At 53.4% G+C, this 24222-nt stretch carries 25 protein-coding genes; 3 read left to right on the top strand and 22 right to left on the bottom strand.

The annotated features are described in order from the left end of the window. The first annotated feature begins 32 nt into the window (after window positions 1-32). Window positions 33-503 carry a hypothetical protein gene (locus tag RAL91_RS07230; protein WP_306260978.1) on the top strand — a complete coding sequence of 157 codons (471 nt, stop codon included), beginning with the start codon at window positions 33-35 and terminating at the stop codon, window positions 501-503. A 6-nt stretch (window positions 504-509) separates the two neighbouring features. Here the strand turns inward: RAL91_RS07230 and urtE are convergent, their stop codons facing one another. From urtE to RAL91_RS07155, 15 genes are all read right to left on the bottom strand, one after another. Further along, on the bottom strand, window positions 510-1205 hold the full coding sequence (gene urtE / locus RAL91_RS07225; protein WP_306260977.1) for an urea ABC transporter ATP-binding subunit UrtE: 696 nt from the start codon (window positions 1203-1205) through the stop codon (window positions 510-512). A gap of 2 nt (window positions 1206-1207) precedes the next feature. Continuing rightward, window positions 1208-1957 (bottom strand): urea ABC transporter ATP-binding protein UrtD, encoded by a 750-nt coding sequence (urtD, locus tag RAL91_RS07220; RefSeq protein WP_306260975.1) that lies wholly within the window; start codon window positions 1955-1957, stop codon window positions 1208-1210. Between the two features lie 3 nt (window positions 1958-1960). Beyond that, entirely contained in the window at window positions 1961-3136 is a 1176-nt protein-coding gene (gene urtC / locus RAL91_RS07215) for an urea ABC transporter permease subunit UrtC (protein WP_371932531.1), read from the bottom strand. After that, the gene (gene urtB / locus RAL91_RS07210) at window positions 3136-4755 is read right to left on the bottom strand and encodes an urea ABC transporter permease subunit UrtB (RefSeq protein WP_306260973.1); all 1620 of its coding nucleotides are present in this window, start codon (window positions 4753-4755) and stop codon (window positions 3136-3138) included. Before urtB ends, urtC begins: the two co-directional genes overlap by 1 nt. A 106-nt stretch (window positions 4756-4861) precedes the next feature. Then, window positions 4862-6157, bottom strand: a complete 1296-nt coding sequence (gene urtA, locus RAL91_RS07205; RefSeq protein ID WP_306260970.1) for an urea ABC transporter substrate-binding protein — start codon at window positions 6155-6157, stop codon at window positions 4862-4864. 575 nt (window positions 6158-6732) lie between these two features. After that, a complete protein-coding gene (locus RAL91_RS07200; protein ID WP_306260968.1) occupies window positions 6733-8211 on the bottom strand; it encodes a hypothetical protein in 1479 nt (492 codons plus the stop codon). Between the two features lie 422 nt (window positions 8212-8633). Continuing rightward, a complete protein-coding gene (gene ureG, locus RAL91_RS07195) occupies window positions 8634-9248 on the bottom strand; it encodes an urease accessory protein UreG (RefSeq protein ID WP_306260966.1) in 615 nt (204 codons plus the stop codon). Then, the gene (locus tag RAL91_RS07190) at window positions 9245-9625 is read right to left on the bottom strand and encodes a carboxymuconolactone decarboxylase family protein (protein ID WP_306260964.1); all 381 of its coding nucleotides are present in this window, start codon (window positions 9623-9625) and stop codon (window positions 9245-9247) included. The genes ureG and RAL91_RS07190 overlap by 4 nt, the downstream gene beginning before the upstream one ends. Then, window positions 9622-10287 (bottom strand): urease accessory protein UreF, encoded by a 666-nt coding sequence (locus RAL91_RS07185; protein ID WP_306262834.1) that lies wholly within the window; start codon window positions 10285-10287, stop codon window positions 9622-9624. The genes RAL91_RS07190 and RAL91_RS07185 overlap by 4 nt, the downstream gene beginning before the upstream one ends. Before the next feature lie 10 nt (window positions 10288-10297). Next, complete coding sequence (ureE, locus tag RAL91_RS07180; RefSeq protein ID WP_306260963.1) at window positions 10298-10771, bottom strand: urease accessory protein UreE; 474 nt, start codon at window positions 10769-10771, stop codon at window positions 10298-10300. 73 nt (window positions 10772-10844) lie between these two features. Continuing rightward, on the bottom strand, window positions 10845-11141 hold the full coding sequence (locus RAL91_RS07175; RefSeq protein ID WP_306260961.1) for a putative quinol monooxygenase: 297 nt from the start codon (window positions 11139-11141) through the stop codon (window positions 10845-10847). 115 nt (window positions 11142-11256) lie between these two features. Continuing rightward, the gene (ureC, locus tag RAL91_RS07170; RefSeq protein WP_306260959.1) at window positions 11257-12969 is read right to left on the bottom strand and encodes an urease subunit alpha; all 1713 of its coding nucleotides are present in this window, start codon (window positions 12967-12969) and stop codon (window positions 11257-11259) included. Next, a complete protein-coding gene (locus RAL91_RS07165; protein WP_306260957.1) occupies window positions 12969-13274 on the bottom strand; it encodes an urease subunit beta in 306 nt (101 codons plus the stop codon). Before RAL91_RS07165 ends, ureC begins: the two co-directional genes overlap by 1 nt. 34 nt (window positions 13275-13308) lie before the next feature. After that, window positions 13309-13611, bottom strand: a complete 303-nt coding sequence (locus RAL91_RS07160; protein ID WP_306260955.1) for an urease subunit gamma — start codon at window positions 13609-13611, stop codon at window positions 13309-13311. A gap of 31 nt (window positions 13612-13642) precedes the next feature. Beyond that, complete coding sequence (locus RAL91_RS07155) at window positions 13643-14437, bottom strand: urease accessory protein UreD (protein ID WP_306262832.1); 795 nt, start codon at window positions 14435-14437, stop codon at window positions 13643-13645. A gap of 182 nt (window positions 14438-14619) precedes the next feature. Here RAL91_RS07155 and RAL91_RS07150 point away from each other — a divergent pair, with 182 nt between their 5' ends. After that, window positions 14620-15384, top strand: coding sequence for an NAD(P)H-dependent oxidoreductase (locus RAL91_RS07150; RefSeq protein WP_306260953.1), 765 nt, complete (start codon window positions 14620-14622; stop codon window positions 15382-15384). Between the two features lie 62 nt (window positions 15385-15446). Next, window positions 15447-16367 (top strand): NAD(P)-dependent oxidoreductase, encoded by a 921-nt coding sequence (locus tag RAL91_RS07145; protein WP_306262830.1) that lies wholly within the window; start codon window positions 15447-15449, stop codon window positions 16365-16367. An 8-nt stretch (window positions 16368-16375) separates the two neighbouring features. Here RAL91_RS07145 and RAL91_RS07140 read toward each other — a convergent pair whose 3' ends face one another. The 7 genes from RAL91_RS07140 to RAL91_RS07105 form a co-directional block, all read right to left on the bottom strand. Next, window positions 16376-18328 (bottom strand): cation:proton antiporter, encoded by a 1953-nt coding sequence (locus tag RAL91_RS07140; RefSeq protein WP_306260952.1) that lies wholly within the window; start codon window positions 18326-18328, stop codon window positions 16376-16378. 3 nt (window positions 18329-18331) lie between these two features. Continuing rightward, the gene (locus RAL91_RS07135; RefSeq protein ID WP_306260949.1) at window positions 18332-18940 is read right to left on the bottom strand and encodes an NAD(P)H-dependent oxidoreductase; all 609 of its coding nucleotides are present in this window, start codon (window positions 18938-18940) and stop codon (window positions 18332-18334) included. A 111-nt stretch (window positions 18941-19051) separates the two neighbouring features. Then, complete coding sequence (locus tag RAL91_RS07130) at window positions 19052-20455, bottom strand: aspartate aminotransferase family protein (protein WP_306260947.1); 1404 nt, start codon at window positions 20453-20455, stop codon at window positions 19052-19054. 215 nt (window positions 20456-20670) lie between these two features. Further along, a complete protein-coding gene (locus RAL91_RS07125; RefSeq protein WP_306260945.1) occupies window positions 20671-21399 on the bottom strand; it encodes an SDR family oxidoreductase in 729 nt (242 codons plus the stop codon). 63 nt (window positions 21400-21462) lie between these two features. Continuing rightward, window positions 21463-22047: a VOC family protein gene (locus RAL91_RS07120; RefSeq protein ID WP_306260943.1), complete on the bottom strand. Its 585-nt coding sequence runs from the start codon at window positions 22045-22047 to the stop codon at window positions 21463-21465. A gap of 178 nt (window positions 22048-22225) precedes the next feature. After that, window positions 22226-22798, bottom strand: a complete 573-nt coding sequence (locus RAL91_RS07110) for an LVIVD repeat-containing protein (RefSeq protein WP_306263124.1) — start codon at window positions 22796-22798, stop codon at window positions 22226-22228. A 477-nt stretch (window positions 22799-23275) separates the two neighbouring features. Continuing rightward, window positions 23276-24199 carry a LysR substrate-binding domain-containing protein gene (locus RAL91_RS07105; RefSeq protein ID WP_306260941.1) on the bottom strand — a complete coding sequence of 308 codons (924 nt, stop codon included), beginning with the start codon at window positions 24197-24199 and terminating at the stop codon, window positions 23276-23278. Between the last annotated feature and the right edge of the window lie 23 nt (window positions 24200-24222).

The raw sequence follows: 24222 nt of genomic DNA, 5'->3' as shown, positions 1-24222 counted from the left end.
CATCCAGACCGAAACCTGTAAGGAGTCTTCTCATGCGCTTCATATCAACCAGCCTCAGCTTCCTGTCCGCGTTCTGTTTGGTGTCCAGCACCGCGATGGCACAGGAAGCGATTTCCGACTGCGATTGGCCCGCCAGCTTGCGCAATATTGTTGAACCATGGGAGAGCCACACACGGACCTTTGCCAATGGCAAAATCAGAATTGCCCATGTGGATACGGGCGGAGAACCGGTCTGCTGCAGCTCTTACCTTGCTGTTCTTGCGCCCACCGGCTCAGAAGTGGAACTGGAAAGCCGACAGTGCAAATTGCTGACCGATGGCCCGGAATTGAGCGGTTTCAACTGGATCCGTTTTGACAGCATCACTGCCAGCTACGACGCTGGCCTCGGTCTTTTGTTGAGTGTGCCAATAGAGCGCTATGACTTTGGCGGAACCGGGTCCACGACACCTGCGATTGTTGGCATTCGCATCAATCAGGCCACCGGTGAAATTTATACTGAATAGGTTGGCTCACACCATCAAATGCTGGCGTACATCGTCCCGGTCCAGGCTTGCAGCATCGCCGGTGTGAACCACTTCGCCGCGATCCATAATGTAAATGTCATCGGCCAGTTCGCGGCAGAAATCGAGATATTGTTCGACCAGCAAAATGGCCATGCCTTCCTCATCGCGCAGGAAGCGGATGGCGCGGCCAATATCCTTGATGATGGACGGCTGAATGCCTTCCGTCGGTTCATCCAGAACCAGAAGTTTTGGCCGTGTTACCAGCGCCCGGCTGATGGCCAGTTGCTGTTGCTGCCCACCTGACAAATCGCCACCGCGCCGGTGCAGCATGTCTTTCAAAACCGGAAACAGTTCAAACACATAGGTCGGAATTGTGCGCGATGCGCGTTTGACAGCGGCGTATCCGGTTTCCAGATTTTCCTCAACACTGAGCAGGGGAAAGATTTCGCGCCCCTGTGGCACAAAACCGATGCCCGAGCGGGCGCGATCATAGGAGGCCGATTTGCCCAGCACCTTGCCTTCCATGCTGATTTTGCCGGAGGTGAGCGGATGATGCCCCACGACAGCACGCATCAGACTGGTCTTGCCCACACCATTACGGCCCAGAACACAAGTGATGCGGCCAGAAGCCGCTTCCATGGACACACCCCGAAGCGCCTCGGCAGCTCCATAGTGCAGAACGGCATTATCTACAGTCAGCATCATCAACGTCCTAAATAAACTTCTATGACTTTTGGGTCGGCTGACACATGGTCCAATGAACCTTCCGAGAGCACCGAGCCTTCGTGAAGGCACGTCACCTTGACGCCCAATTCGCGAACGAAGCCCATGTCGTGCTCCACGACAATAATCGAATGATCCTCGGCAATGTCGCGCAGCAAGGACGCTGTTGCTTCGGTTTCGGCATCTGTCATACCCGCAACCGGCTCGTCCACCAGAAGGAGTTTGGGATCCTGTGCCAGCAACATGCCGATTTCGAGCCACTGCTTTTGACCATGGCTGAGGTTGCCCGCTGTATTTCCGCGCAAGTGAGACAAGCGGATCGTATCCAGAACCTGACGAATGCGCCCTTCCCCCGTTTCACTGCGGCGGTGAAACAGCGTGGCAATAACGCCCCGTGTTCCAGCCAGCGCCAAGGCAATGTTACCCTCGACTGTATGGCCTTCAAAGACCGTCGGCTTTTGAAATTTTCGGCCAATGCCCATTGTGGCAATATCGGCTTCATCATGCTTGGTCAGATCAATTTCGCCAGCGAAAATGACATCGCCAATGTCCGGGCGCGTCTTACCGGTCATGATATCCATCATGGTGGTTTTACCAGCCCCGTTAGGGCCGATAATGGCGCGCATTTCGCCCTGCTGCAGCACCAGCGACAGATTATTGATGGCTTTAAAGCCGTCAAATGAAACGGACACGCCATCCAGATACAGCAATGAATTGGTTTTCTCGGTCATGACCTACTCCGCTGCCTGAGGCTGGCTGCCTGATTTATTTTCAGCCGTTTTAGTTTGGTCATCCTGTGTCGGTTGTTGCTTGGCGGGGCGCAGTTTTGCCCAACCATCACGCACAGTGCCGACAATGCCTTTTGGCAACAGAAGCGTTACCAGAATAAACAGGCCGCCCAGCGCGAACAGCCAATATTCCGGGAAAGCACCGGTAAACCAACTCTTGCCAGCATTTACCACCAGGGCACCAATGATGGGCCCAATAATGGTTCCACGTCCGCCGACAGCGGTCCAGACAACCACTTCGATGGAATTGGCCGGGGCAAATTCTCCCGGGTTGATGATGCCGACTTGCGGCACATAGAGCGCACCGGCAATGCCTGCCATAATAGCGGACACTACGAAGGCGAACAGCTTGACCATTTCAGGACGGTATCCCAGAAACCGTGTCCGGCTTTCCGCATCCCGCACAGCAATCATCAACTTGCCGAATTGCGAACTGGTAATGGCCGCCGTGATCAGAACACCCAGCGCCAATGCGATGGCACTTGCGGAAAACAGTCCGGCGCGGGTTGCGCTGGCCTGAATGTCATAGCCCAGAATATCCTTGAAATCAGTCAGGCCATTATTGCCGCCAAAGCCCATATCATTACGGAAGAAGGCCAGCAGCAGAGCGTAAGTCATGGCTTGGGTAATGATTGACAGATATACGCCTGTGACCCGGCTGCGGAAGGCAAACCAGCCAAAAACAAACGCCAGTGCACCGGGCACCAGAACAATCATCAGTGCGGCAAACCAGAAATTATCAAAGCCCTGCCAGAACCATGGCAACTCCTGCCAATTCAGAAAGACCATGAAATCGGGCAGGATCGGATCACCATAGACACCGCGCGGGCCAATCTGGCGCATGAGATACATGCCCATGGCATAACCGCCCAGCGCAAAGAATGCGCCATGCCCGAGCGAGAGAATGCCGCAATAGCCCCAGACCAGATCCAGGGCCAGAGCCAGAAGCGCATAGGTGAGATATTTGCCATACAAACCCACCAGATGATTGGGGATATGTAGCGGATGAGCTGTATCGAGATAGAGGTTCAGGAAGGGAACCGCAAAGGCCGCGGCCAGAATGACCAGAATGGTCAACGTGATAGGCCAGGTGAGGCCCTTTTTGAGGAAGTGCGTTAAAATCATGTCTCGATTGCCCGTCCCTTAAGTGCAAACAGGCCGCGCGGTTTCTTCTGAATAAACAGAATGATGAAAATCAGCACCAGGATTTTGGCAAGCACTGCGCCTGCATAGGGTTCCAGAAATTTGTTGAAGACCCCGAGTGACAAGGCACCCACAAGCGTTCCCCACAAATTGCCAACCCCGCCAAATACCACGACCATGAAACTGTCGATGATGTAGCTCTGGCCCAGATTAGGCGACACATTGTCAATCTGGCTGAGAGCCACGCCAGCAATACCGGCAATGCCGGAGCCAAGCATGAAGGTCAGTGCATCAACCCATGGAGTGCGAATACCCATGGCCGATGCCATGCGTCTGTTTTGCGTAACAGCGCGCATTTGCAGACCCAGCGATGTTTTGTTGAAAGCCCAGAGCAATATTGCAAACACGCAAAGCGCAAAAATGAGAATGTAGAGGCGGTTCCAGGTGATTGTTATCAGGCCGACCTCAAAGGCGCCGGACATCCAGGAGGGGTTTGAAACCTCCTGATTACTGGGGCCAAACAAGGTTCGTACCGCCTGTTGCAGGATGAGAGATACACCCCAGGTTGCCAGCAAAGTTTCCAGCGGGCGACCGTAGAGGAAGCGGATAACACCGCGTTCCAGAACCAGCCCAACCAGAGCCGACACCATAAAGGCCAGAGGCAGCGCGATCAGCAGCGACCAGTCCATGAGTTCGGGCATGGAGTTGCGGATAATTTCCTGCACAAGATACGTTGTATAGGCTCCCAGCATGACCATCTCGCCATGGGCCATGTTGATGACGCCCATCACACCAAATGTGATGGCAAGACCAATGGCTGCCAACAGCAGCACAGAACCAAGCGAGACCCCGTACCAGATATTCTGACCCATGCCCCAAAGCTTGAGCGATTTCTCAATCTTGGTGATGCCGCTGACTGCAAGGGTCTTCAGCTCACCCTCGGCCTGTGCTTCAAAGCGGGTCAGGAAAGCCAGTGCCTCCCGATTGCCGAGCGTGGTCATGACCCTGACGGCGATTGTCTTTTCTTCCAGTGATCGGTCGGAAATCAGAGTTGCGGCGGCCTGAGCCTGACGCAGGCGCATGGCAACTGTTTCATCGGTTTCCTTTTCCAGCGCGGCTTCAATGGCCGGCAGCGCATCCACATCCGGGTTTGCCGCAAAAATGTTTGCAGCATTCAGACGAACCGCCGGATCTGCCGACGCCAGTGTGAGGCCACCAATGGCATCTCTGATGCTGCGCCGAAGTGAATTATTGACTCTGACTTTCTTGAGCTCGCGTTTTCCGGCTTCGCCGGCTGCCTCCCCAGTGAGAGGGTCGAACAGTTCCAGCGTATTCCCGCTTCCCGGAACCACGAACACCTGTCTGTCAGATTTGCGGAAATACACAGCACCATCTGACAGCGCGTTCAGAACACCGGCAACTGATGCATCACCTGTCTCGGCAAGCTCTGCCACAATGGCTTTGGTCTGATTGAAATTTTTGGATGTTGCGAATTTTTGAACAATTGCCTGGAGATCCGGCTCTTGTGCGTTTGCGACAGGCGCAAAGAGCGACAGACACCATACAGTCAGCAGTGCCAGAATTGAGTTGCGGTACACGCTTTTAAGGCCTTCAACATGGGAGGTTTTGAATGATTTCCGGGCGAAGTGGACAGAAATTCCGCCCGGAAACGTTTTGGAAAAGTCTGCTAAATCCGGTCAGGATTTAGTTGACACCTTTACCGCCGCACTGGCCGGTAGCCGTGTTGAAATTGCCGCAAGACATCGGCGCACGCCAATCGGAAATCAAATCCTTGGAGTCCGGCAGATAGTCAGACCATGCATCGCCAACAACGAGACCGGAGGTTTCCCAAACAGTTTCGAACTGACCGTCTTCCTGGATTTCGCCAATGAGGACAGGCTTGGTGATGTGATGGTTTGGCATCATGGCTGAGAAGCCACCGGTCAGGTTTGGTACGGAGACACCAATGATGGCATCGATAACGGCATCCGCATCCGTTGTACCGGCTTTTTCGACCGCTTTGACCCACATGTTGAAACCGATGTAGTGAGCTTCCATTGGATCGTTGGTTACGCGGTTTTCATCACCAATGAAGGTCTTCCATTTTTCGATGAATTCAGCGTTTTCTTCGGTGTCTGCGGACTGGAAGTAGTTCCAGGCCGCAAGGTGACCGACAAGCGGTGTTGTATCAAGGCCAGCCAGTTCTTCCTCACCAACCGAGAAAGCAACAACCGGAATATCTTCCGCTTTGATGCCCTGATTGCCGAGTTCCTTGTAGAATGGAACATTGGCATCACCATTGATGGTGGAGACAACAGCTGTCTTTTTGCCAGCGGAACCAAATGCATTGATGTCAGCAACAATTGTCTGCCAGTCTGAATGACCGAATGGCGTGTAGTTGATCATGATGTCTTCAGCAGCCACACCTTTGGACTGCAGATAGGCTTCAAGAATCTTGTTGGTTGTGCGCGGATAGACATAGTCGGTTCCGGCCAGAACCCAACGCTCAACGCTTTCGTTCTCCATCAGATAGTCGACCGCAGGAATTGCCTGCTGGTTCGGCGCAGCGCCAGTATAAAATACGTTGCGCTGGCTTTCTTCACCTTCGTATTGAACAGGGTAGAACAGCAGGCTGTTCAACTCCTCAAATACTGGCAGAACCGATTTACGGGACACAGATGTCCAAGCGCCAAATACGGACGCAACACCTTCGCCTTCGATCAGCTCACGTGCTTTTTCAGCAAAGAGCGGCCAGTCAGAGGCCGGATCAACAACCACAGCTTCCAGCTGCATGCCCAGAAGACCGCCTTTTTTGTTCTGCTCGTCAATGAGCATCAACATTGCGTCTTTCAGAGTTGTCTCGGAAATCGCCATTGTACCGGACAGTGAATGCAGAACACCGACCTTAATTGTTTCCTGAGCATTGGCAGTGAAAGACGCCGTTGCTATTATGGTTGACGCTAGGGACGCCAAAGCGAGAGTTTTAAGTTTACCAGTCATGATACCTCCGACAGGTTTGTTTACACCGCACTAAAGTTTGCAAGTGCCATGCCAAACACAGATCAAAAATATCGGCTTTATTTTTTAATCAATAAATTCAAATACTTAAACGACTCATGATTAAAGTGATTACCGGAATTTGCAGGCTACCGGTCACTCAAAAAGCTCCAGGAACAAGCACAACACCGCATATTTAATGAGCAACATTTAAAACTGCCCATTATTTTGGCAATCTCTGAAAATTTCAGCGAATTCTTTGGCTAAATTTTTGCAGCGACTCTATTATGGGCAGGCTGCATTTTTTGCGGCAGGTTGTTTACACCAAAATGGCCTTGCGCTCCCTGCTTCGGGCGGGGAGCGCTGCAACCCATCAAACCGGCCAATACCCTGCTCAAAGCCCACCGGAATCCTGTAGAAAACCGATCACCGCTTCCAGTCCTTTGCCACTACGCAGATCTGTCATGGCAGTCGGGCGACCACTGCGCGATTTATGGGCATCTGCTTCCAATTGCGTCAGATCAACACCAACATAAGGCGCCAGTTCTGTTTTATTGGAATTTTTGAATCATGGCAGTTCAACTGCGTCCTAAACGGTGCCTATGTGCCTCGCGGCGGATACCCATTGCCTCCCGGGTAGAAATCGAACCAAGCAGAAATGCTACCAACAGCCCCAAGGCGGCAATTAGAGCGCCCCAACTCTCGAGCCCTTCATTTTGCATAACATTGATGAAAACTAGAATAGCCGCCCCGATGGGTGCAATATACGATGCCGTCGCAGCATACCTTGCTATAGGCGAATCGTAGAGCACGATCCAAGGTTCGAACGCCCCTGGATCACCCAATTCGCTGATAGCCAGGCGTCGTTTGGCTTCCAATAGATGAATTGTTGTATACAATTGCATCATTACAATCAGAGAAATACCAGTAATTCGAAGCAGTTCCCCCGGCACCTCTACGCCGAAGACCTCAACAGACTGCTTTGAGGCGACAGCCCTCGTTCTCAACCATTTTCGTGCATCACTGAAAGTCAGACTTTCTAAGCCGCTCGTCTCTACGGACAATTCCTGGAAAACAGATTTGAACTTTTCGCGATGTGGACGGAAGTTATCCTGCACGTAGCCCGCCCCATCGGATTGCTCAAACCAAGCGCCTATCCAATTGGTTGTTTCGTAGTTGTATTCGGCAGGAATTCTTATCCACCCTGGCCATAGAGTTGCATCGAGATTGATGCACTCCGATTGTGTAAACCCGTCAACGTCGTGTTCGACCCAAGGTTCGCTTATCATCGGGGGTAACTTCCGGAGAAAATCAGGCATCATCTCGCCGTCAGGCCGTTCGAAATATTCTTGAAACTGACTTAACCCTGGCATTACCAAGCGTTCATTGAGCGGTTCTTCAACCGGCAGGTACGACTCAGCAACGTAATAAACACTGGTATCGGTTTCGCCTGAATACAACTCGGCATAAGCAAGTTGCGGCTTAACATTAGTCATACGGACTGCTTCCCCAGTTTCCGCAAAGACGTTCCAGAACACCTCCAGTTCAGCAAGATCTTTCGGCAATCTCGGGGTGCTCGACCAACTTTGTCCACCCGCCCCGAAAGTCGATAAGAGAAGAGAATACTCGCCAGACATTTCGTCTGTGAAGTTGATGTTTTGTGCCCCCAATTTACGATCTGGGTAGAAATAGTAAGATAAATCGACGGTCGCACGGCACCTCAGCGAGGTGGGTAATGCCGAATTTTCCAAGGGGCTTGGGGAAGCCCGTGTGAACGTGATATCGAAAGTTTGCAGCGCTGTGTCAGCGCGTGGCACCGCTCCCAAAAGGAGCCGGGACAGATTGGGAATCTCTTGGCTGGTTTGGACTTCATCCATGATGTACCCAATCATACCTTGGATAGTTTCCGCTTGGCTTATAGCTCGGTCCAATCTGCTGGTGCTTTGTGTTAGAAAACCCACTGTTACAATAGCAACGACAAGAAGCATGGCAAAGTTCATCTGCCGACTGTGCTTGACGAGTTCCCGGCTGTCATTGCTTGGCCGCAGAACATCCATAACAATCACCTCTCCTTAAGCAATGTCCATGTGTCACCGCTTTGCTTTGATGAAGATCCATGTCAGATGATGCGCCATGAATCTTCTTACGATCAAACAGTTATCACGTAATACGCTGCATTTGTTTATTGTCCCGCCCCAACGGGGTTCCAATGTTTAGCCGTCCGACAGGAAGAAATCAGGACATATGGCTGATGCGACCAGCGGTCATCCAGTTCCTCCACTCCACCCACTTTCAATTGCTCTGCTAGCCATACATGCTTCAATTGGCTTTTGGCGGATCGACAGCAACTGCGTGATGGATGCCTTCCTTAAGCGCTTCACAAGGACTAGAAATACAACGTTCAAAACTTGCACCAAAGTGAACTTGCTCTCTCTGCTTCAGACAGCGCGCAGATACTTTAAGAAATCGCTTTTTCTAGCTATAGCCCACCGGAATCCTGTAGAAAACCGATCACCGCTTCCAATCCTTTGCCACTACGCAGATCTGTCATGGCTGTCGGACGACCACTGCGAGATTTATGGGCATCCGCTTCCAATTGCGTCAGATCAACATCAACATAGGGCGCCAGTTCTGTTTTATTGATGATCAGCAAATCTGAACGCGTGATCGCAGGGCCGCCTTTGCGCGGGATATCTCCGCCCTGACAGACAGAAATGACATAAAGCGTCAAATCCGCCAGTTCCGGCGAAAAGGTGGCCGCCAGATTATCGCCGCCAGATTCAATGAAAATGACATCCAGATCAGGATGGCGCTCATTCATCTCACGGATGGCATGAAGATTGATGGACGCGTCTTCACGAATGGCCGTATGCGGACAGCCGCCTGTTTCCACACCCATGATGCGGTCTGCGGAAAGCGCCTGAAGCTGCACCAACGCATCTGCATCTTCGCTTGTATAAATGTCATTGGTGATGACACCGATGGACCATTTATCACGCATCGCCTTGCACAATTCGGCGGTCAGTGTGGTTTTGCCAGTGCCCACAGGCCCGCCAATGCCAACGCGCAACGGACCGTTTTGAGAGTTGCTCATTCTGTTTCGTCCTCGAAAACTTCCAACGCCGCGTTGAGCGCATTGACCGCAGCTGGAAAGCCGCCATACAGCGCCATCTGCCAGATCACTTCGCCAATTTCACGCTGACTTGCGCCAGCTTTCAGAGCGCCAGCAATATTGACTTTCAATTGGGGTTTGGTCTGGCTTCCAAGTGCTGTGAGCGCTGCAATAGTTGCCAGGTAGCGGGTCTTCAGATCCAGGCCTTCGCGGGCATATTGTTGGCCATAGGCAAAATCCACGACGGACTCCGCCATGCCGGGCACAAGGTGACCATAACGCTGACGCAACGCGTCTTCCATGCCCGGATTAAGGCTTTCGGACAATTCCTTGCCGATTTTATAAGTGTCATCACTCATGAGCGGAACAATCTGACCCTTTGTGTTTCGTGGTTCATGGTGGCGATATCGGCATTGATGGCCGCAGTTCCAAGATCATCCAATGTCGTTTCAGCGGCTGCGGCTGATAAACCGGCAATATCTGGCTCCAGCGCGGCCAGAATACGCGCCGCGCCAGACTGTCCGAGCACAGATAAGCGAATGGCTGCCTGCAATTGATTGGATATCATCGCCTGCAGATAACCGATCAAGGCAGTTTTCAGGTCCACGCCCCCCACGGCACAATAAGCACCGACAACCACCGGCAGAGGATATAATTCTGCGAAATCCGGGCGCGTTTCAAACTCCCAGTTATCGACGGCCAGCACGAAGGCTTCACCTTGTGCGGTCAGTTCCAGATGCCGTTCTTTACTGCCAGCCAACGAAATTGCCAGTTCAGCAACGGGTTGGCAGGTCTCCTTGGCAGCAGCTTGCCGCCAGCTCTCCGCCAGGAATATCTGATCATTCTTTGCAGATCCGTGGGTGATGATGCTGCGCAGCCAGTCGCATAATTCCGCTTCACTGCCGACAAGGCCATCATGAACAGCCCGTTCCAGCCCGTTGCTATAGGCAAAGCCCCCTGTTGGAAAAACCGGCGACAACCAGCTTAACAGGCGGATCAACCCAATGCCTTCAGCCGACATTACAACATCCTCAATCGTGGCTGTGGGCATGATGCCCGTGACTGTGGTCGTGCGTATTGTCGGCCTGACCATAAGCGCCGCCCTCCGGATCAAACGGCGCATTTATTTCAGCCACCTTTGCACCAAGGCCAATCAGCATTGCCTTGATGACATGGTCAGCGCGGATGCGAATACTGTCCGCAGTAATCTGCGCTGGCAGATGCCGGTTGCCCAATTGCCAGGCGAGTTGCAGAAGGTGCTTTTCGTCACGCGCCCGCACCTCATACAGCGGCTCCGGTTCAGCCTGCACTTCAATCACCCTACCATCTTCCAGCACCAGCCCCTCACCATGACGCAGCAATCTTGCTTCCGGCAGATCAAGCAGAAATGAGATGCCACTGTCGGACTGCATTTTGAGGCGACGCCTGTGCCGAGCCGTTTCGTCCAGCGTAATTGTATCGGCCGCATCATGAACATGATCGATGAAATGAGTAGCGCGGATCACCAGAATTGTTCTCCCGTAATGCGTTGACGAGCCTCGACACGAGCCAGACACGACTTCACCTGGTCAGCCCAAGTTAGCGAATTTCCACATCAGCAGGTTCGATAATTTCGAGCTTTCGGCCCAGAAAGAAGGGTTCGCCGGCTGCACGCCAGGCAATCAAATGTGGCTCCTGAAAATGTGCATCCAGTGCCGCTTTGTCTTTCCAGCGCTCGACAAACATCACTGTGTTTTCATCTGTCAGGCTTTGAACCAGATCATAGGAAATACAACCGGCTTCCTGCCGTGTAGCTGCTATGCAGGGCGTAACCGCTTCCATGATTTGTGGAAGGGAGCCGGGTTTGATTTTCAGTGTAGCAATGAGATAGATCATTTTTATCCGTCAATTCAGTTGGTTACGTTTGCGTGGGTGACGTTCAATATCACCTCACAATGTACGACAACAAGCTGTTAGTGCGCTCAGTACCGGTTCCACTTATGCCACGCGCCTAAAACAGAAAGTATTTCTGTGCCATGGGCAGCACGTCCGCAGGCTCGCAGGTCAGCAACTCGCCATTGGCGCGCACTTCATAGGTTTCCGGGTCAACTTCCACATCCGGTGTGGCATCATTGTGGATCATGGACGCCTTTGAGATGCCGCCTCTTGTGTTGATCACCGGCAGCAATTCCTTGGCGATGCCCAACTTGCCAGCCAACCCGTCGTCGATGGCGGCCTGCGACACAAAAGTTGCCGAGGAGTTGGTGAGTGATTTTCCAAATGCGCCAAACATGGGCCGGAAATGCACCGGCTGCGGGGTCGGAATGGAAGCGTTCGGATCACCCATGATAGAGGCAGCGATTGTACCGCCGATGAGGATCATATCCGGCTTCACGCCGAAAAAGGCCGGGTCCCACATTACCAGATCAGCGCGTTTGCCAACCTCCAGTGAGCCAATCTCAGTGGACATGCCATGCGCGATGGCGGGATTGATGGTGTATTTGGCGATGTAACGGCGCACGCGCATATTGTCATTATCACCGGTTTCTTCCGGCAAGGCACCGCGTTGGCGCTTCATTTTATCAGCGGTCTGCCAGGTGCGGATGATCACCTCACCGACACGGCCCATCGCCTGACTGTCAGATGCAATGATGGAGAACGCGCCCATATCGTGCAGGATATCTTCTGCAGCGATGGTTTCCTTGCGGATACGGCTTTCAGCAAACGCTACATCTTCCGGAATATTTGAATCCAGATGGTGACAGACCATCAGCATGTCGAGATGCTCGGCAATGGTGTTGACCGTGTAGGGCCGGGTCGGGTTAGTGGAGGATGGAATAACGTTTGGCAGTCCGCAGATTTTGATAATGTCCGGCGCGTGACCGCCACCTGCACCCTCTGTATGGAAAGCGTGGATGGTGCGGCCCTTGAAGGCATCAACAGTATTTTCCACAAAGCCGGATTCATTCAGCGTATCGGTGTGGATCATGACCTGCACATCATACTCATCGGCCACTGACAGGCAGCAATCAATCGCGCCGGGTGTCGTGCCCCAGTCTTCATGCAGTTTCAGGGCGGCGGCACCACCAAGCAGCATTTCCTCCAGCGCACCGGGTTGAGAGGCATTGCCTTTGCCGGCGAATGCCAGATTCATTGGAAATGCATCAGCGGATTCAATCATCCGCGCGATGTGCCAGGGCCCCGGCGTGCAGGTTGTGGCCAGCGTGCCGTGGGCCGGACCAGTTCCGCCACCAAGCATGGTGGTGAGGCCGGACATCAAAGCTTCATCGATTTGCTGTGGGCATATGAAATGGATGTGGCTGTCAAAACCACCTGCGGTGATGATCTTGCCCTCACCGGCAATGGCTTCTGTGCCCGGGCCGATAATGATATCGACGCCTGCTTGCGTGTCCGGATTGCCAGCTTTGCCGATAGCGGAAATGCGCCCGTCTTTCAGGCCGATATCCGCTTTGTAAATGCCGGTATGATCTACAATCAGTGCATTGGTGATGACCGTATCCACAGCGCCATTCGCGCGTGTCACCTGAGATTGCCCCATGCCATCCCGGATGACCTTGCCGCCGCCGAATTTGACCTCTTCACCATAAGTGGTCAGGTCTTTTTCGACTTCAATGAACAATTCTGTGTCCGCCAGCCGCACCTTGTCGCCTGTGGTAGGGCCGAACATATCTGCATAGGCCGCACGGGAAATCTTTGCGGGCATCAGAGTGCTCCCATAATTTTCTGATTGAAGCCGTAGACCGTGCGGGTTCCGGCAAGCGGCACCAGTGTCACTTCCCGCGTCTGTCCCGGCTCAAAGCGCACGGCTGAGCCAGGTGCAATGTCCAACCGCATCCCGCGCGCTGTTTCCCGCTCGAAGGACAGGCTCTCATTGGATTCGAAAAAATGATAATGGCTGCCAACCTGAACCGGGCGATCTCCCGTGTTGGAAACCATGATGGTTTTGGTCGGCTGACCGGCATTCAACTCAATCTCACCTGCGGCAGTAATGACTTCTCCGGGGATCATGGCGTTTCCTTTTTATGCTTGTTTTCTTCAGATCCTAGCGGATTGGCTCATGCACGGTGACCAGCTTGGTGCCGTCTGGAAAAGTTGCCTCTACCTGAATGTCGTGGATCATTTCGGGGATGCCGTCCATAACCTGCGCGCGGGTGAGAACGTGGGCGCCCTCTTCCATCAACTCGGCAACGCTTCTGCCATCGCGCGCGCCTTCCACAACAAAATCAGTGATCAGGGCAATGGCTTCGGGATGGTTCAGCACCACGCCGCGCGCAAGGCGCTTTCGGGCGACTTCGGCAGCCATGGAAATAAGCAGCTTGTCTTTTTCACGAGGGGTTAAATTCATTCCAGATCCCTTACAAGTTCACATTCGGCTCTTAAATTGACCAAACTTTAGGCAGGTCCGCCTCAAAATTCATCAAGGTGACCAGCGGCAACAGTATTTTGCGCAGTTGAAAACTGTCTTCAGCCATAACCCTAGCAAGAAGCTTGCCATTCCAGCAGGAGACGCCACCATTGGGTCCTATCAACTGACGGGCCTCGTTCAAAAAACCGTCCGCGCGGGGCGACACAAACAGGAGTGTGGCAAAGGCGGTCTGACCACCGGTGACTGCTTTCTGCGACAGAATGGAGGTAATTTCGCCGTTGAGCCAAAAGTCTTCAGCGTGGATCAGTTGGCCACATTGCGAAATGCGCCACCTGTCCCGAAGATCGGCACTTTCAACGCGCTCTCCCATGGAACGACGACCCAAGACTATTGGCTCCAGAAAGAGCGCCTCGGCACCTTCGGCAAGGTCAGCCGTGATGGTTCGGGAAAAACCGGCGCGGTCAAAGACAATGCTTTCCTGTGGAAGCCAGGCGAGACGCGCGCCCTGATCCGCTTTCAACGCCACTGTGTTTGCGGCAACACCACCTGAGGATTTATAGATTTTCTCGCTGGCCTGCGTGGTCACCATCAGATGTGTGTTCTGGCCAGCCTCAAAAGACCAACTCATGCGGTCGCCGCCTGTTACGCCACCAGATGTGTTGATGATGACGGCTTCCAGAGCGGTTCCGTGATAGGTTTTGGGGATGCGGATTCTCGCGCAGCCTTCCTGATAAAGCCGGTTGATACGGGTTCGGCCATCCAGTTGCTTGACCGACAGCCGACCGACGCCGACGGCGCGCTGCATTGCGGGCAGGATTTCATTTGAAAGGGTCACGTGCTGGGCCATTTCTGTATTTGTATGAAGCCAATGTGGAAAGTGATACGGATCAAAATTGGCGCGACTCCCGAGGCTTCTTCGGGCATAAACAGACAGGTTTTTTGCACCATGTCAAAACTCCTTTGAAGATTTGGCTAAGGAGGAAATGCGTGGTTAAGACCCTGATTGTTCTGGCTCACCCGGACCCAAAGTCGTTCAACGGCCAATGGGCAGAGGCTACTCGTGCGGCAAGTGCAGCGCTTGGCCAGGACGTTGTAGTGTCTGATCTCGTTGCCATGGGATTTGATCCGGTAGAGCGGGCAGATCACTACCAGCAGCTTGATACGGACCCCTTTGATGTTCTGCGTGCGCAGGAAGCAGCCGCTGCAACGAAAACTTTGCCTGCCGATGTTGCAACTGAAATCGCCAAGATTGAAGCGGCTGACCGCATCATTTTCCATTTTCCCATGTGGTGGTTCGGACCGCCCGCCATCATGAAAGGCTGGTTTGACCGGGTGCTGGCCAATGGCGCGATGCACAACACCGATGAGCGCTTTGACACGGGTCGCTGTCGCCACAAGTCGGCATTGTTTTGCGTGACCACCGGTTCCTCAGCTGTGCAAAGCGCGCCGGATGGCAAGGAAGGCAATGCCCAGATGCTGCTCTGGCCGCTTTCCCAGGCACTGCGCTATCTGGGATTTTCTGTTTTATGCCCGATTACGGTCAGTGGCGTGCACAGTTATCACAAGGATATCGCGGCAGACGCATTGGCTCAGCGGCTCAGCAAGACGTTGGCAGATCATCCTGACATCATTGCAGATTACGACACTTTACCGCGGCTTCACTTCAACAGTGACGATGATTTTACAAAAGAAGGCCAGTTGAAACCGGATGCACCGAGCCATTCAGACTTCATCCGCCATGTTGCGCGATAGGAAATTTGCATGAAAACGCGCTATAGGAATCGCTAGCCCAAATATCAGCAGACAGGATACATATTATGAGTACTTCGAACGAAACGATTGGCTTTGTAGGCGTTGGCCTGATGGGGCATGGCATGGCGAAGAATATCGCCGAAAAGGGCTATGCCTTGACCGTTATCGGCCACCGCAATCGGGAGCCGGTCGAAGATCTTGTCAAACGCGGAGCGGCCGAGGCCGGATCGCTGAAAGAACTTGGCGAAAAATCCTCAATTGTTTTCATCTGTGCGCCGGGCTCGCCCCAGGTCGAGGCCATTGTGCGTGAGCTGAAAGAAGGTTTGAAACCGGGCTCCGTCATTGTTGACTGCTCAACCTCCGACCCGACATCCACTGCCAGTCTTTCCGAACAATTGGCGGATTTGGATATTGCTTTGGCTGATGCGCCTTTGGGCGGCACGCCAGTGCAGGCGGAAGCCGGTGAATTGGGTGCGATGATCGGTGCAGCGGATGAGGTCTTTGCGCGTATCAAGCCGGTGGTGGAAGCCTGGGCGGGAACAATTGTGCATATTGGCGGCGTTGGCGATGGTCACCGCATGAAACTGCTGAATAATTTCCTGTCGCTCGGGTATGGCGCGATTTACTCTGAAGCCCTGGCGCTGGCCAGCAAGGTGGGTCTGTCACCCGCGAAATTTGACAGTGTTATTCGCGGCAGCCGCATGGATTGCGGCTTCTATCAGACCTTCATGGATTACATCATGGAGGGCAATCGCGAGGCGCATAAATTCACCCTGTCCAATGCATTCAAGGATATGCGCTATCTGGAATCCATGGCTGACAATGCCGGTATGGTAAACCCTGTCGGCAATGCGGTGAAGAACCTTTATGCAGCCGCACATGCAGCCGGAGGTGATGGCCCGGAAGACTATGTACCGATGCTGCCTGAATATGTCGGGCGGCTCAGCGGCACAGAGGTCAAACCGGAAAAGCCCGTCAAATAGGACCGGCCTCAGCCATCGTTGTTTTCAGCCTCTGCTTCAACATCGCTCAATGTGGGCGGAACCCAGCCGCGATCTGCGCGGCTGGCAAATGCCATTGATTTACCGCGCATAAAGGCTTCCTGTTCTGCGCCAATTTCCTTGGCGCGCGCTACATAGGCTTCATTCTGGTGAATTGGTATGTCGGGATCATACAGCTCAGCCAACTGGCGCAGAGCTTCTTTATCACCGTCCACAAAATCACGCACCTGACGCTCAGCGTCATAGGGATGAAACCCCAGCGCTTCGAGCGCGGAGCGTCCGGCACGCACAGAACTGTCAAATGTCTCGCGGATGATATCACGGGCACCGGCACCGTAGAGTTCATAGACGTGATTGCGGTCACGAGCGCGTACCAAGATGTGGATGTGGGGATGGGTTTTGGAAATGTAGTGCACCAGTTCCGTTGCCTGCTCTTCATCATCAATGGCAATAACCAACATGCTGGCGTCTTCAATACCTGCGGCATGCAGCAAGTCAGGGCGTGTGCCATCGCCGAAAAACACCTCGAACCCGAACTTGCGCAGCACGTCCAATTGCGCAGAACTGTGATCCAGAACCACAGTGTTGAAGCCCGCTCCCATGAGAATGCGATTGACGATGCCACCAAATCGGCCATGGCCAACAACGATAATTGTGCCCTTCTCATCGATATCATCCGGCTCTTTGGTCTGCGCAACCGCATAGCGCGGCGCGATTACCTTGTCGTAGAGGATAAACAATGCCGGCGTCAGCAGCATTGACAGAGCAACGATCAGAAGCAGTTGATCGGCAATCGCTTCCGGGATGACGTTGTTATCGACCGTGAAAGACAGCAGCACAAAGCCAAACTCGCCCGCCTGCGCAAGGCCAAGCGCAAACAGCCAACGATCGGAGCCGTTGATCTTGAAAATATAGGACAGGACCAAAAGAACGGCTGCCTTCAGCGCTATCAAGCCGATTGTCAGACCGATGATCGCGCCAAAATTGGCAAAAAGCAGACCGAAATTAATGCCAGCACCGACCGTCATGAAAAACAGGCCGAGCAACAATCCCTTGAAGGGATCGATGTCACTTTCCAGTTCATGACGATATTCGCTGTTCGCCAAAACGACACCGGCCAGGAAGGTACCAAGGGCTGGCGACAGACCAACCAATGACATCAGCAGCGCGATTCCAATAACAATCATCAACGCGGTCGCGGTAAACAATTCCCGCAGCTTGGCCATGGCTATGAAGCGGAAGATGGGGCGGGTCAGAAAGGAACCGCCCCCAATAACGGCTGCAATAGCGGCTATAGTTACAACAGCACGCTGCCAGCCTGGCAACCCTTCGACCAGATTGATACCGGACCCGTGATCGCCATTGTCTGCGCCCGCAGCTTCGGTCCCGTGACCAGCCACATCGACGTTTTGGGCAATTTCTGCAAATTCAGGCAGGGCCAGCAAAGGAATGAAGGCCAGCATGGGAATAACAGCAATATCCTGAAACAGCAGCACGGCAAAGCTGGATTCTCCACCATCGGATTTCATGAGACTTTTTTCATTAAGCGTCTGCAAAACGATAGCTGTTGAGGACAGAGCAAACACCAAACCAACGGCAAGGGATACTGTCCAGGACAGATCAAACAGCATGGCGATGGCCATCACACACAGGGTTGTCAAACCCACCTGAAGGCCCCCAAGGCCAAGCAGTTTGGATTTCATCTGCCAGAGCAGGCGTGGCTCCAGTTCCAATCCAACCAGAAAGAGCATCATCACCACACCGAACTCGGCGAAATGCTGCAGACTGATGACATCAACACCCAGATTCTGCAGCAAAGGCGCAATGACAATGCCAGCGATGAGATAGCCCAGAACCGAACCGAGGCCGAGACGGGAGGCAATCGGCACGGCGATGACGCCGGCAATGAGGAAAACGAAGGAGAGAACCAGAAAACTTTCCATGCCCTATGCCCGTTCCATTATCGGCAGTGTCTCAAAGGACAGCACATCCTTTGAGGCCGCGTCTGCAAAATCAAACCGGCCATCGCGGACCGCCTCCAGCAATGCGCGATAGCCTTTGGCATGAGGATCAACCAGACCTTCTTCCGGCGCGCGCAAGGACGCAAACAGCACGTAGGGTGGTGTAAATTCCATTTTGCAAAGCACCGCCGTTTGCTCAAGCGGTGTCAGAAAGGTGCGCAGCGGAAATTGCTGATAGCCGGTTGCCGAATAGGCGTCTTCAGGCCCGGCGGCGGTAATGGCCAGCATCACGCGCTTGCCATCCAGCTTGTCACCGCCGGAGCCATAGGCAAAACCATGTTCCAGCACCAGATCCTGCCATTCTTTTATGAGTGACGGCGTAGAATACCAGAACAGGGGGAATTGAAACAGAATGACATCATGATCCAGCAGGCGCTGCTGTTCCTTGTCTATGTCGATATTGCTGCGCGGATACTCCGCATACAAATCCACAAAGGTAATGCCGTCCACATCCCTCGCAACTTTTGCCATCTCCCGATTTGTGTGGGAATGACGCTGCCCGGGATGGGCATAATACACGATCAGTTTTGCCAAAATTCGCCCCTTTGCCTTTTTTCAAGCAAAGGGGAATAGCTTTGCAGAATCAAGCCAAAACTTATTTCCGGATGCACGGCAAAATGTGTTTGGCGATTGCCTTCCTTTCAATCAGGCCAAATCAAACTGACGTTCTGCATCTGAAAGCGCTTCGTCGACGATGTTCAGAGCATGATCCAGCTCATCACGCTTCAGGATTAAAGGCGGGGTCAATGTCATCGTGTTGCCCATGGAGAGTTTGAACGACAGGCCTTTGTCCAGACAGCGATAAAGCACATCTTCTGCAAGCTCATTGGCGGGTTCCTTGCTATCACGCCCCAGAACAAGCTCTGCACCAAACAAAAAGCCACGGCCACGCACATCACCTATGGTCGGGTGTTTTTGCTGCATTTCCCGCAAACGTTCCAGCGCATAGGTGCCCAATGTGGCGGCGGATTCGACCAGGCCCTCATCCTCGATAATCTCGATTGTCGTCAGCGCCGCGCGCGTTGTGACCGGGTTTTTCTCATGGGTGTAATGGCCAAAGGCATATCCACCGGCGACATCCAAATGCGGACGCGCCATAACGGCAGCGATGGGCAGAATACCGCCACCCAATGCCTTGCCCATAACCAGAAGATCCGGCACGACCTCATCATGATCGCATGCAAACATCTTGCCGGTCTTGCCAAGGCCTGTTGGAATTTCATCAAAGATCAGCAAAGCGCCCGCTTCATTGCAGGCCTTACGCACTTCGGCCCAAAAACCGGGAGGCGGAATATAAGGTACAGCACGGGCGGGCTCGGCAATCACAGCGGCAACATCTCCTTCTTTTTCCAGCACATAACGCACGAAATTTGCACATGTCAGTTTGCAAAGATCCAGCTGTGGCGCGCCATTATTATCCGGATAGCCATAAGGGCAGCGATAGCAGGCAAAGGGGGCAACATGTTCTGTGCCGGTCAAAAGCGGGCCGGCCACTGCAGAGCGGAACAATTGCTCACCGCCAACCGATGATGCACCAAAGCCAGCACCATGAAAGGAGTCCCAGAATGAAATTGTCTTGTGGCGTCCAGTCGCTGCGCGGGCGATTTTCAATGCCACTTCCACCGCATCAGAGCCACCGGTTGTGAACAGCACTTTTGACAAATCGCCCGGTGCAATGTCAGCCAGTTTTTTGGCAAGTGCCGTTGCAGGCGCGCAGGCAAAACGTCTTGGCGCGAAGGGCAGCTCATCCATCTGCTGAGCAATGGCTGCCTTCAAACGCGGATGGCCATAACCGATGTGATGCACATTGTTGCCGTGAAAATCCAGATAACGCCGCCCTTGTGCGTCCTTGATGTAAGCCCCTTCTGCTGCGGTGATGACAGACAGGCAGGGTGTCGACACCGCTTGATGCAGGAAATAGCGCGCATCTTCATCCAGCATTTTTTGGGTTTCAGCATCATGATTGGCTGCGGCCCAGCGGGCACGGCGGGAGGATGTGTTGACCTCACCCTCGGACTGGGCAGGCGCGGCTTTGCCGGGTGATGTCATGTGCGGATCCAGGTTTGTTGTGACGTCACTCTGGCACCGGCCCAAGGCCAATGGCAAGCCGGGTTTTTGAGATACTCGAAGGCTCTTGCATTTGAACAACAGGTCTTTTGCTGCCAACACTGCGCCAGCCGTAATGAGAGCGCAGGCTGCTGCATCGCTGGGTGTGCAAAGCCCATGCGTGCAGAAGCGCGCCGTGTCACAAGTAACGGATCTGACTAAATATCCTGAGTCTGCGGCAGAACCACAAGTTCCCTGATCGTCACATTTGCCGGTTGCTGCAGCATGAAGACGGCTATGTCGGCTATGTCTTCAGGCCGCAATACCTCTCCCTCAGCAACCTGCTGGTCGATGCGAGCGGGATCTAGTTCGCCCCATAATTCGGTCGCCACGGTTCCCGGTAGAATTGACCCGACCCGAATGCCGTCGGGTGCCACTTGTCGGCGCAGTGAGCGGACAAAGGCGTTGGCCGCGTGTTTGGTGGCAGAATAAACAGCTTCATCACGCATATCGGCAACACCGGCAATTGAGCCGATAACCATGATCTCCCCGGATTGCTGCTGCTTCATATAGGGCAGCACCGCATGAGACAGCACCATGATGCTGGTCAGGTTGACATCAATCATTTTTTGCATGGCTTCTGGCGTCATATCCGAAAAAGCATCGCTGGTATAAATGCCGGCATTTTCGATCAGAATATCAAGTGAGCCAAATTTTTTGACCGCCTCTTTGACCAGCGCTTCCACCTGAACGCGATCGGCAAGATCTGTTGGAACACAGATGCTTTCGCCCTCCAATTCATGTGCCACCAGCTCAAGGGTCTTGCGCTCCCGTGCGGCCAGCACCAGCTTGCACCCCATTTTGGACAATTTGCGCGCAATAGCCCGGCCAATGCCTGAACTTGCACCAGTTACCAGCGCTGTTTTGCCTTCCAGAGACTTGCTCATGTCATTCCTTTAAATCGTTTGTTCTGCACCAGCCGCGTTGACCAAAACACACCGGCCACAGCATCATCCATAAGGGTTTTTAGGCCCGCGATCTGTTGAATGTGAGCGTTGCAACCTGTGAGACAGACGCTCGATTGCTTCGGCTACATGCGTGTCTGCAATACTGTTGTCGCCAGCTTCCGTGCGGACAAGATGTGCTTCAAACAAAACATCTGTGTGCGTCGCGCCGTTTGGTGGTTCGAAGCGATAGGAGGCAAGTTCGATCAGCAATCCCAGCGGGTCTTCGAAATATATCGAATTCATGAACCCGCGATCTTTCTCGCCGGAATGTTTGATGCCGCGCGCATCAAGGCGACCCACCAGTTGCGAATAGGTTGCCTGGCTCACCGCGAATGCAACATGATGGACACAGCCCGGCTCGGTTGGAGTCCGGCCTGGATTACGTTCGCGATTTTCGTTGGTAAAAACGGTAATGAGCCGCCCGTCACCTGGATCAAAATAAAGGTGACCTTCGTCAGGGTCATCCAGATTGGGCTGCTCAAAGACAAAGGGCATGCCAAGAACGCCTTCCCAAAAATCAATGGATGTCTGCCTGTCGGCACCGACCAGTGTGATGTGATGGACGCCCTGAGACTGGAGCTTTTGCATAATGGCTCTCCTGATACTGCTTTGGATAAATGACATTGCCCTATTTGACAGAAGCAGACCAGAAAATCATGCGTGGCCACAAAGTCGCGCTACGCGACATGGCTAAAGGTGAGCTGGTTCACAAATACGCCCAGACCATCGGCATCGCGGAAGAAGCGATCAAAGCTGGTGATCATGTTCACACGCATAATCTGTCCGGGGCGCATGGGGTAACGAAGACCGGGTTCAAAACAGGGTGCTGCGCCCATGTGGACCCAGCGCCGAAAACACTATTATCGCCATCCTGCGGCTTTTCCGGATCAATAAGATCCAGAATCATGACGATGTTGCCCACATAGCCCTCAACGGTGGGTGACATGTAGAGGTAGCGCCCATCAAAATCATAGCGATGAACGCCCTTGCCTGCCGTCGTCCAACGCGAAATTTCACGCGGTTTGGCAGGGTTAGAGACGTCATAAATCACCACGCCCCCGGCAAAATCATCAGGGACAGGCGCGTGGTCAGCGTCATTCAATTCATGGTTCACAATCATCAGATTGTTGGCCACGCGCACCTTGTGAGAATGGGTCGCCGGCGCCATGCCGATTGAGGCAAGCTCCTTGGCGTTTTTTGGGTCTCTTACATCAATGATGGACGTACCATCAGGGGCGTTCACGTGGCCGATATAGGCAATCCCATCCACAACGACGACCTGTCCTCCACCGACACAATCAACGTAACCGACTTCTTTGATATTGTGCGCCTCTGGCATTCCACTCCCTTTCAGGATGGGTGCCAATAGTGCTCTATCCAAGACATTATGCTGATCGTTTATCCCACCACCGCCGCTGAAGGCCTTTGTGACGGGCGCTCAAAACCGGGTCCGCAAAGGCGCAAAAGCCTTGCGCAAGGCCAAGCCTGCCAACGGTTGGCACCGGCTTTCCAGCGTCGTCTCAAATTGCTGGTTACCTCCAACCGGTGTGCAAATCTGCAGCACACCTAAAAGTGGCCGTGAAATGCTGTTTTGGTCCAATAGTAATGGCTCGCGCAGTTATAATATGGAGTTATAATGCTTTGTGCTGGGATGAGCGGATTGGAGCTTGTTCAAATCGCCGTTTTGCAAGCATTTCACGCCCTGCCTTGCAGGCAATGCGCGGAGATATGCCTTCACCGGCATAGATTTTTCTACCTTTTGGCATAGCCAACAGGTTGCAGGCCGGACCTGACGATAGTCCGTTTTCTTATAAAGTCAGGTCCGTAAAGCCTGCTCGTGCTCGTTCCGCAGAGCGAGTGCTGATTGACCTATCAGTTCGGACAAGCGCAATAATTGTGCTGCCAGCGGGCTGGTTTTGCGCCAGATCATGCCGATGGTTCGTGACGGCTGCGGCTCCTTAAAGCTTGCAACAGAAACAGAGGCCGAGCGCGTTTCAACTGCCACCGCCATTTCTGGAAGCAGCGTGACACCAAGGCCAACACCGACCATCTGAACCAGCGTTGAGAGAGAGCTGCCATCCAGCCCCTCCCACGGACGGGCCGACGGCACACCGCAGAAAGAAAGAGCCTGATCGCGAAAGCAATGGCCCTCCTCCAGAAGCAGCAATCGCATTTCATGCAGCAATTCGCTTTCCGGCACCGGTTTGTTGGAATCCTTGCTGGACCGAACCAGCATGAAGTTTTCCTCAAACAGAGCGACTTCCGTGAAAGATGGCTCTGATACCGGCAATGCAACTATGGCCGTGTCTATGCGGCCATCGGACAATTCCTGAATCAGTTTGGGCGTCAGGGTCTCGCGCACATGAATGTCGAGGTCTTTATACGCATGGTTCAGCTTGCCAATGATTGTCGGCAGTAAATAGGGCGCAATGGTCGGGATGATACCGATTCGCAATCGTCCGACCAGCCCGTCCTGAGAGGCGCGGGCCAACTCGCCTAATTCATCGACTGAACGCAATATATCCCGAACCCGCAATGCAAAGGCTTCTCCGAAATTTGTCAGCCGGATTTGCCGCGCGCCGCGCTCAATGAGGGTTGTTCCAAGCTCATCCTCCAACTCTTTGATCTGCATGGACAATGCTGGCTGAGAGATGGCACAGGCATCCGCTGCGCGACCAAAATGGGTGTGCCGCGCCAGTGATTCAAAATAGCGAAGCTGCTTGAAAGTGATATTTGTCATAAGCTGAACTTATTCCTGCGATC

The organism is Pararhizobium sp. IMCC21322 (assembly GCF_030758295.1).
In the GTDB taxonomy this organism is placed as follows: Bacteria; Pseudomonadota; Alphaproteobacteria; order Rhizobiales.
The sequence above is the reverse complement of the archived record's forward strand: the minus strand, read 5'-3'. Positions and strand labels throughout refer to the sequence as shown.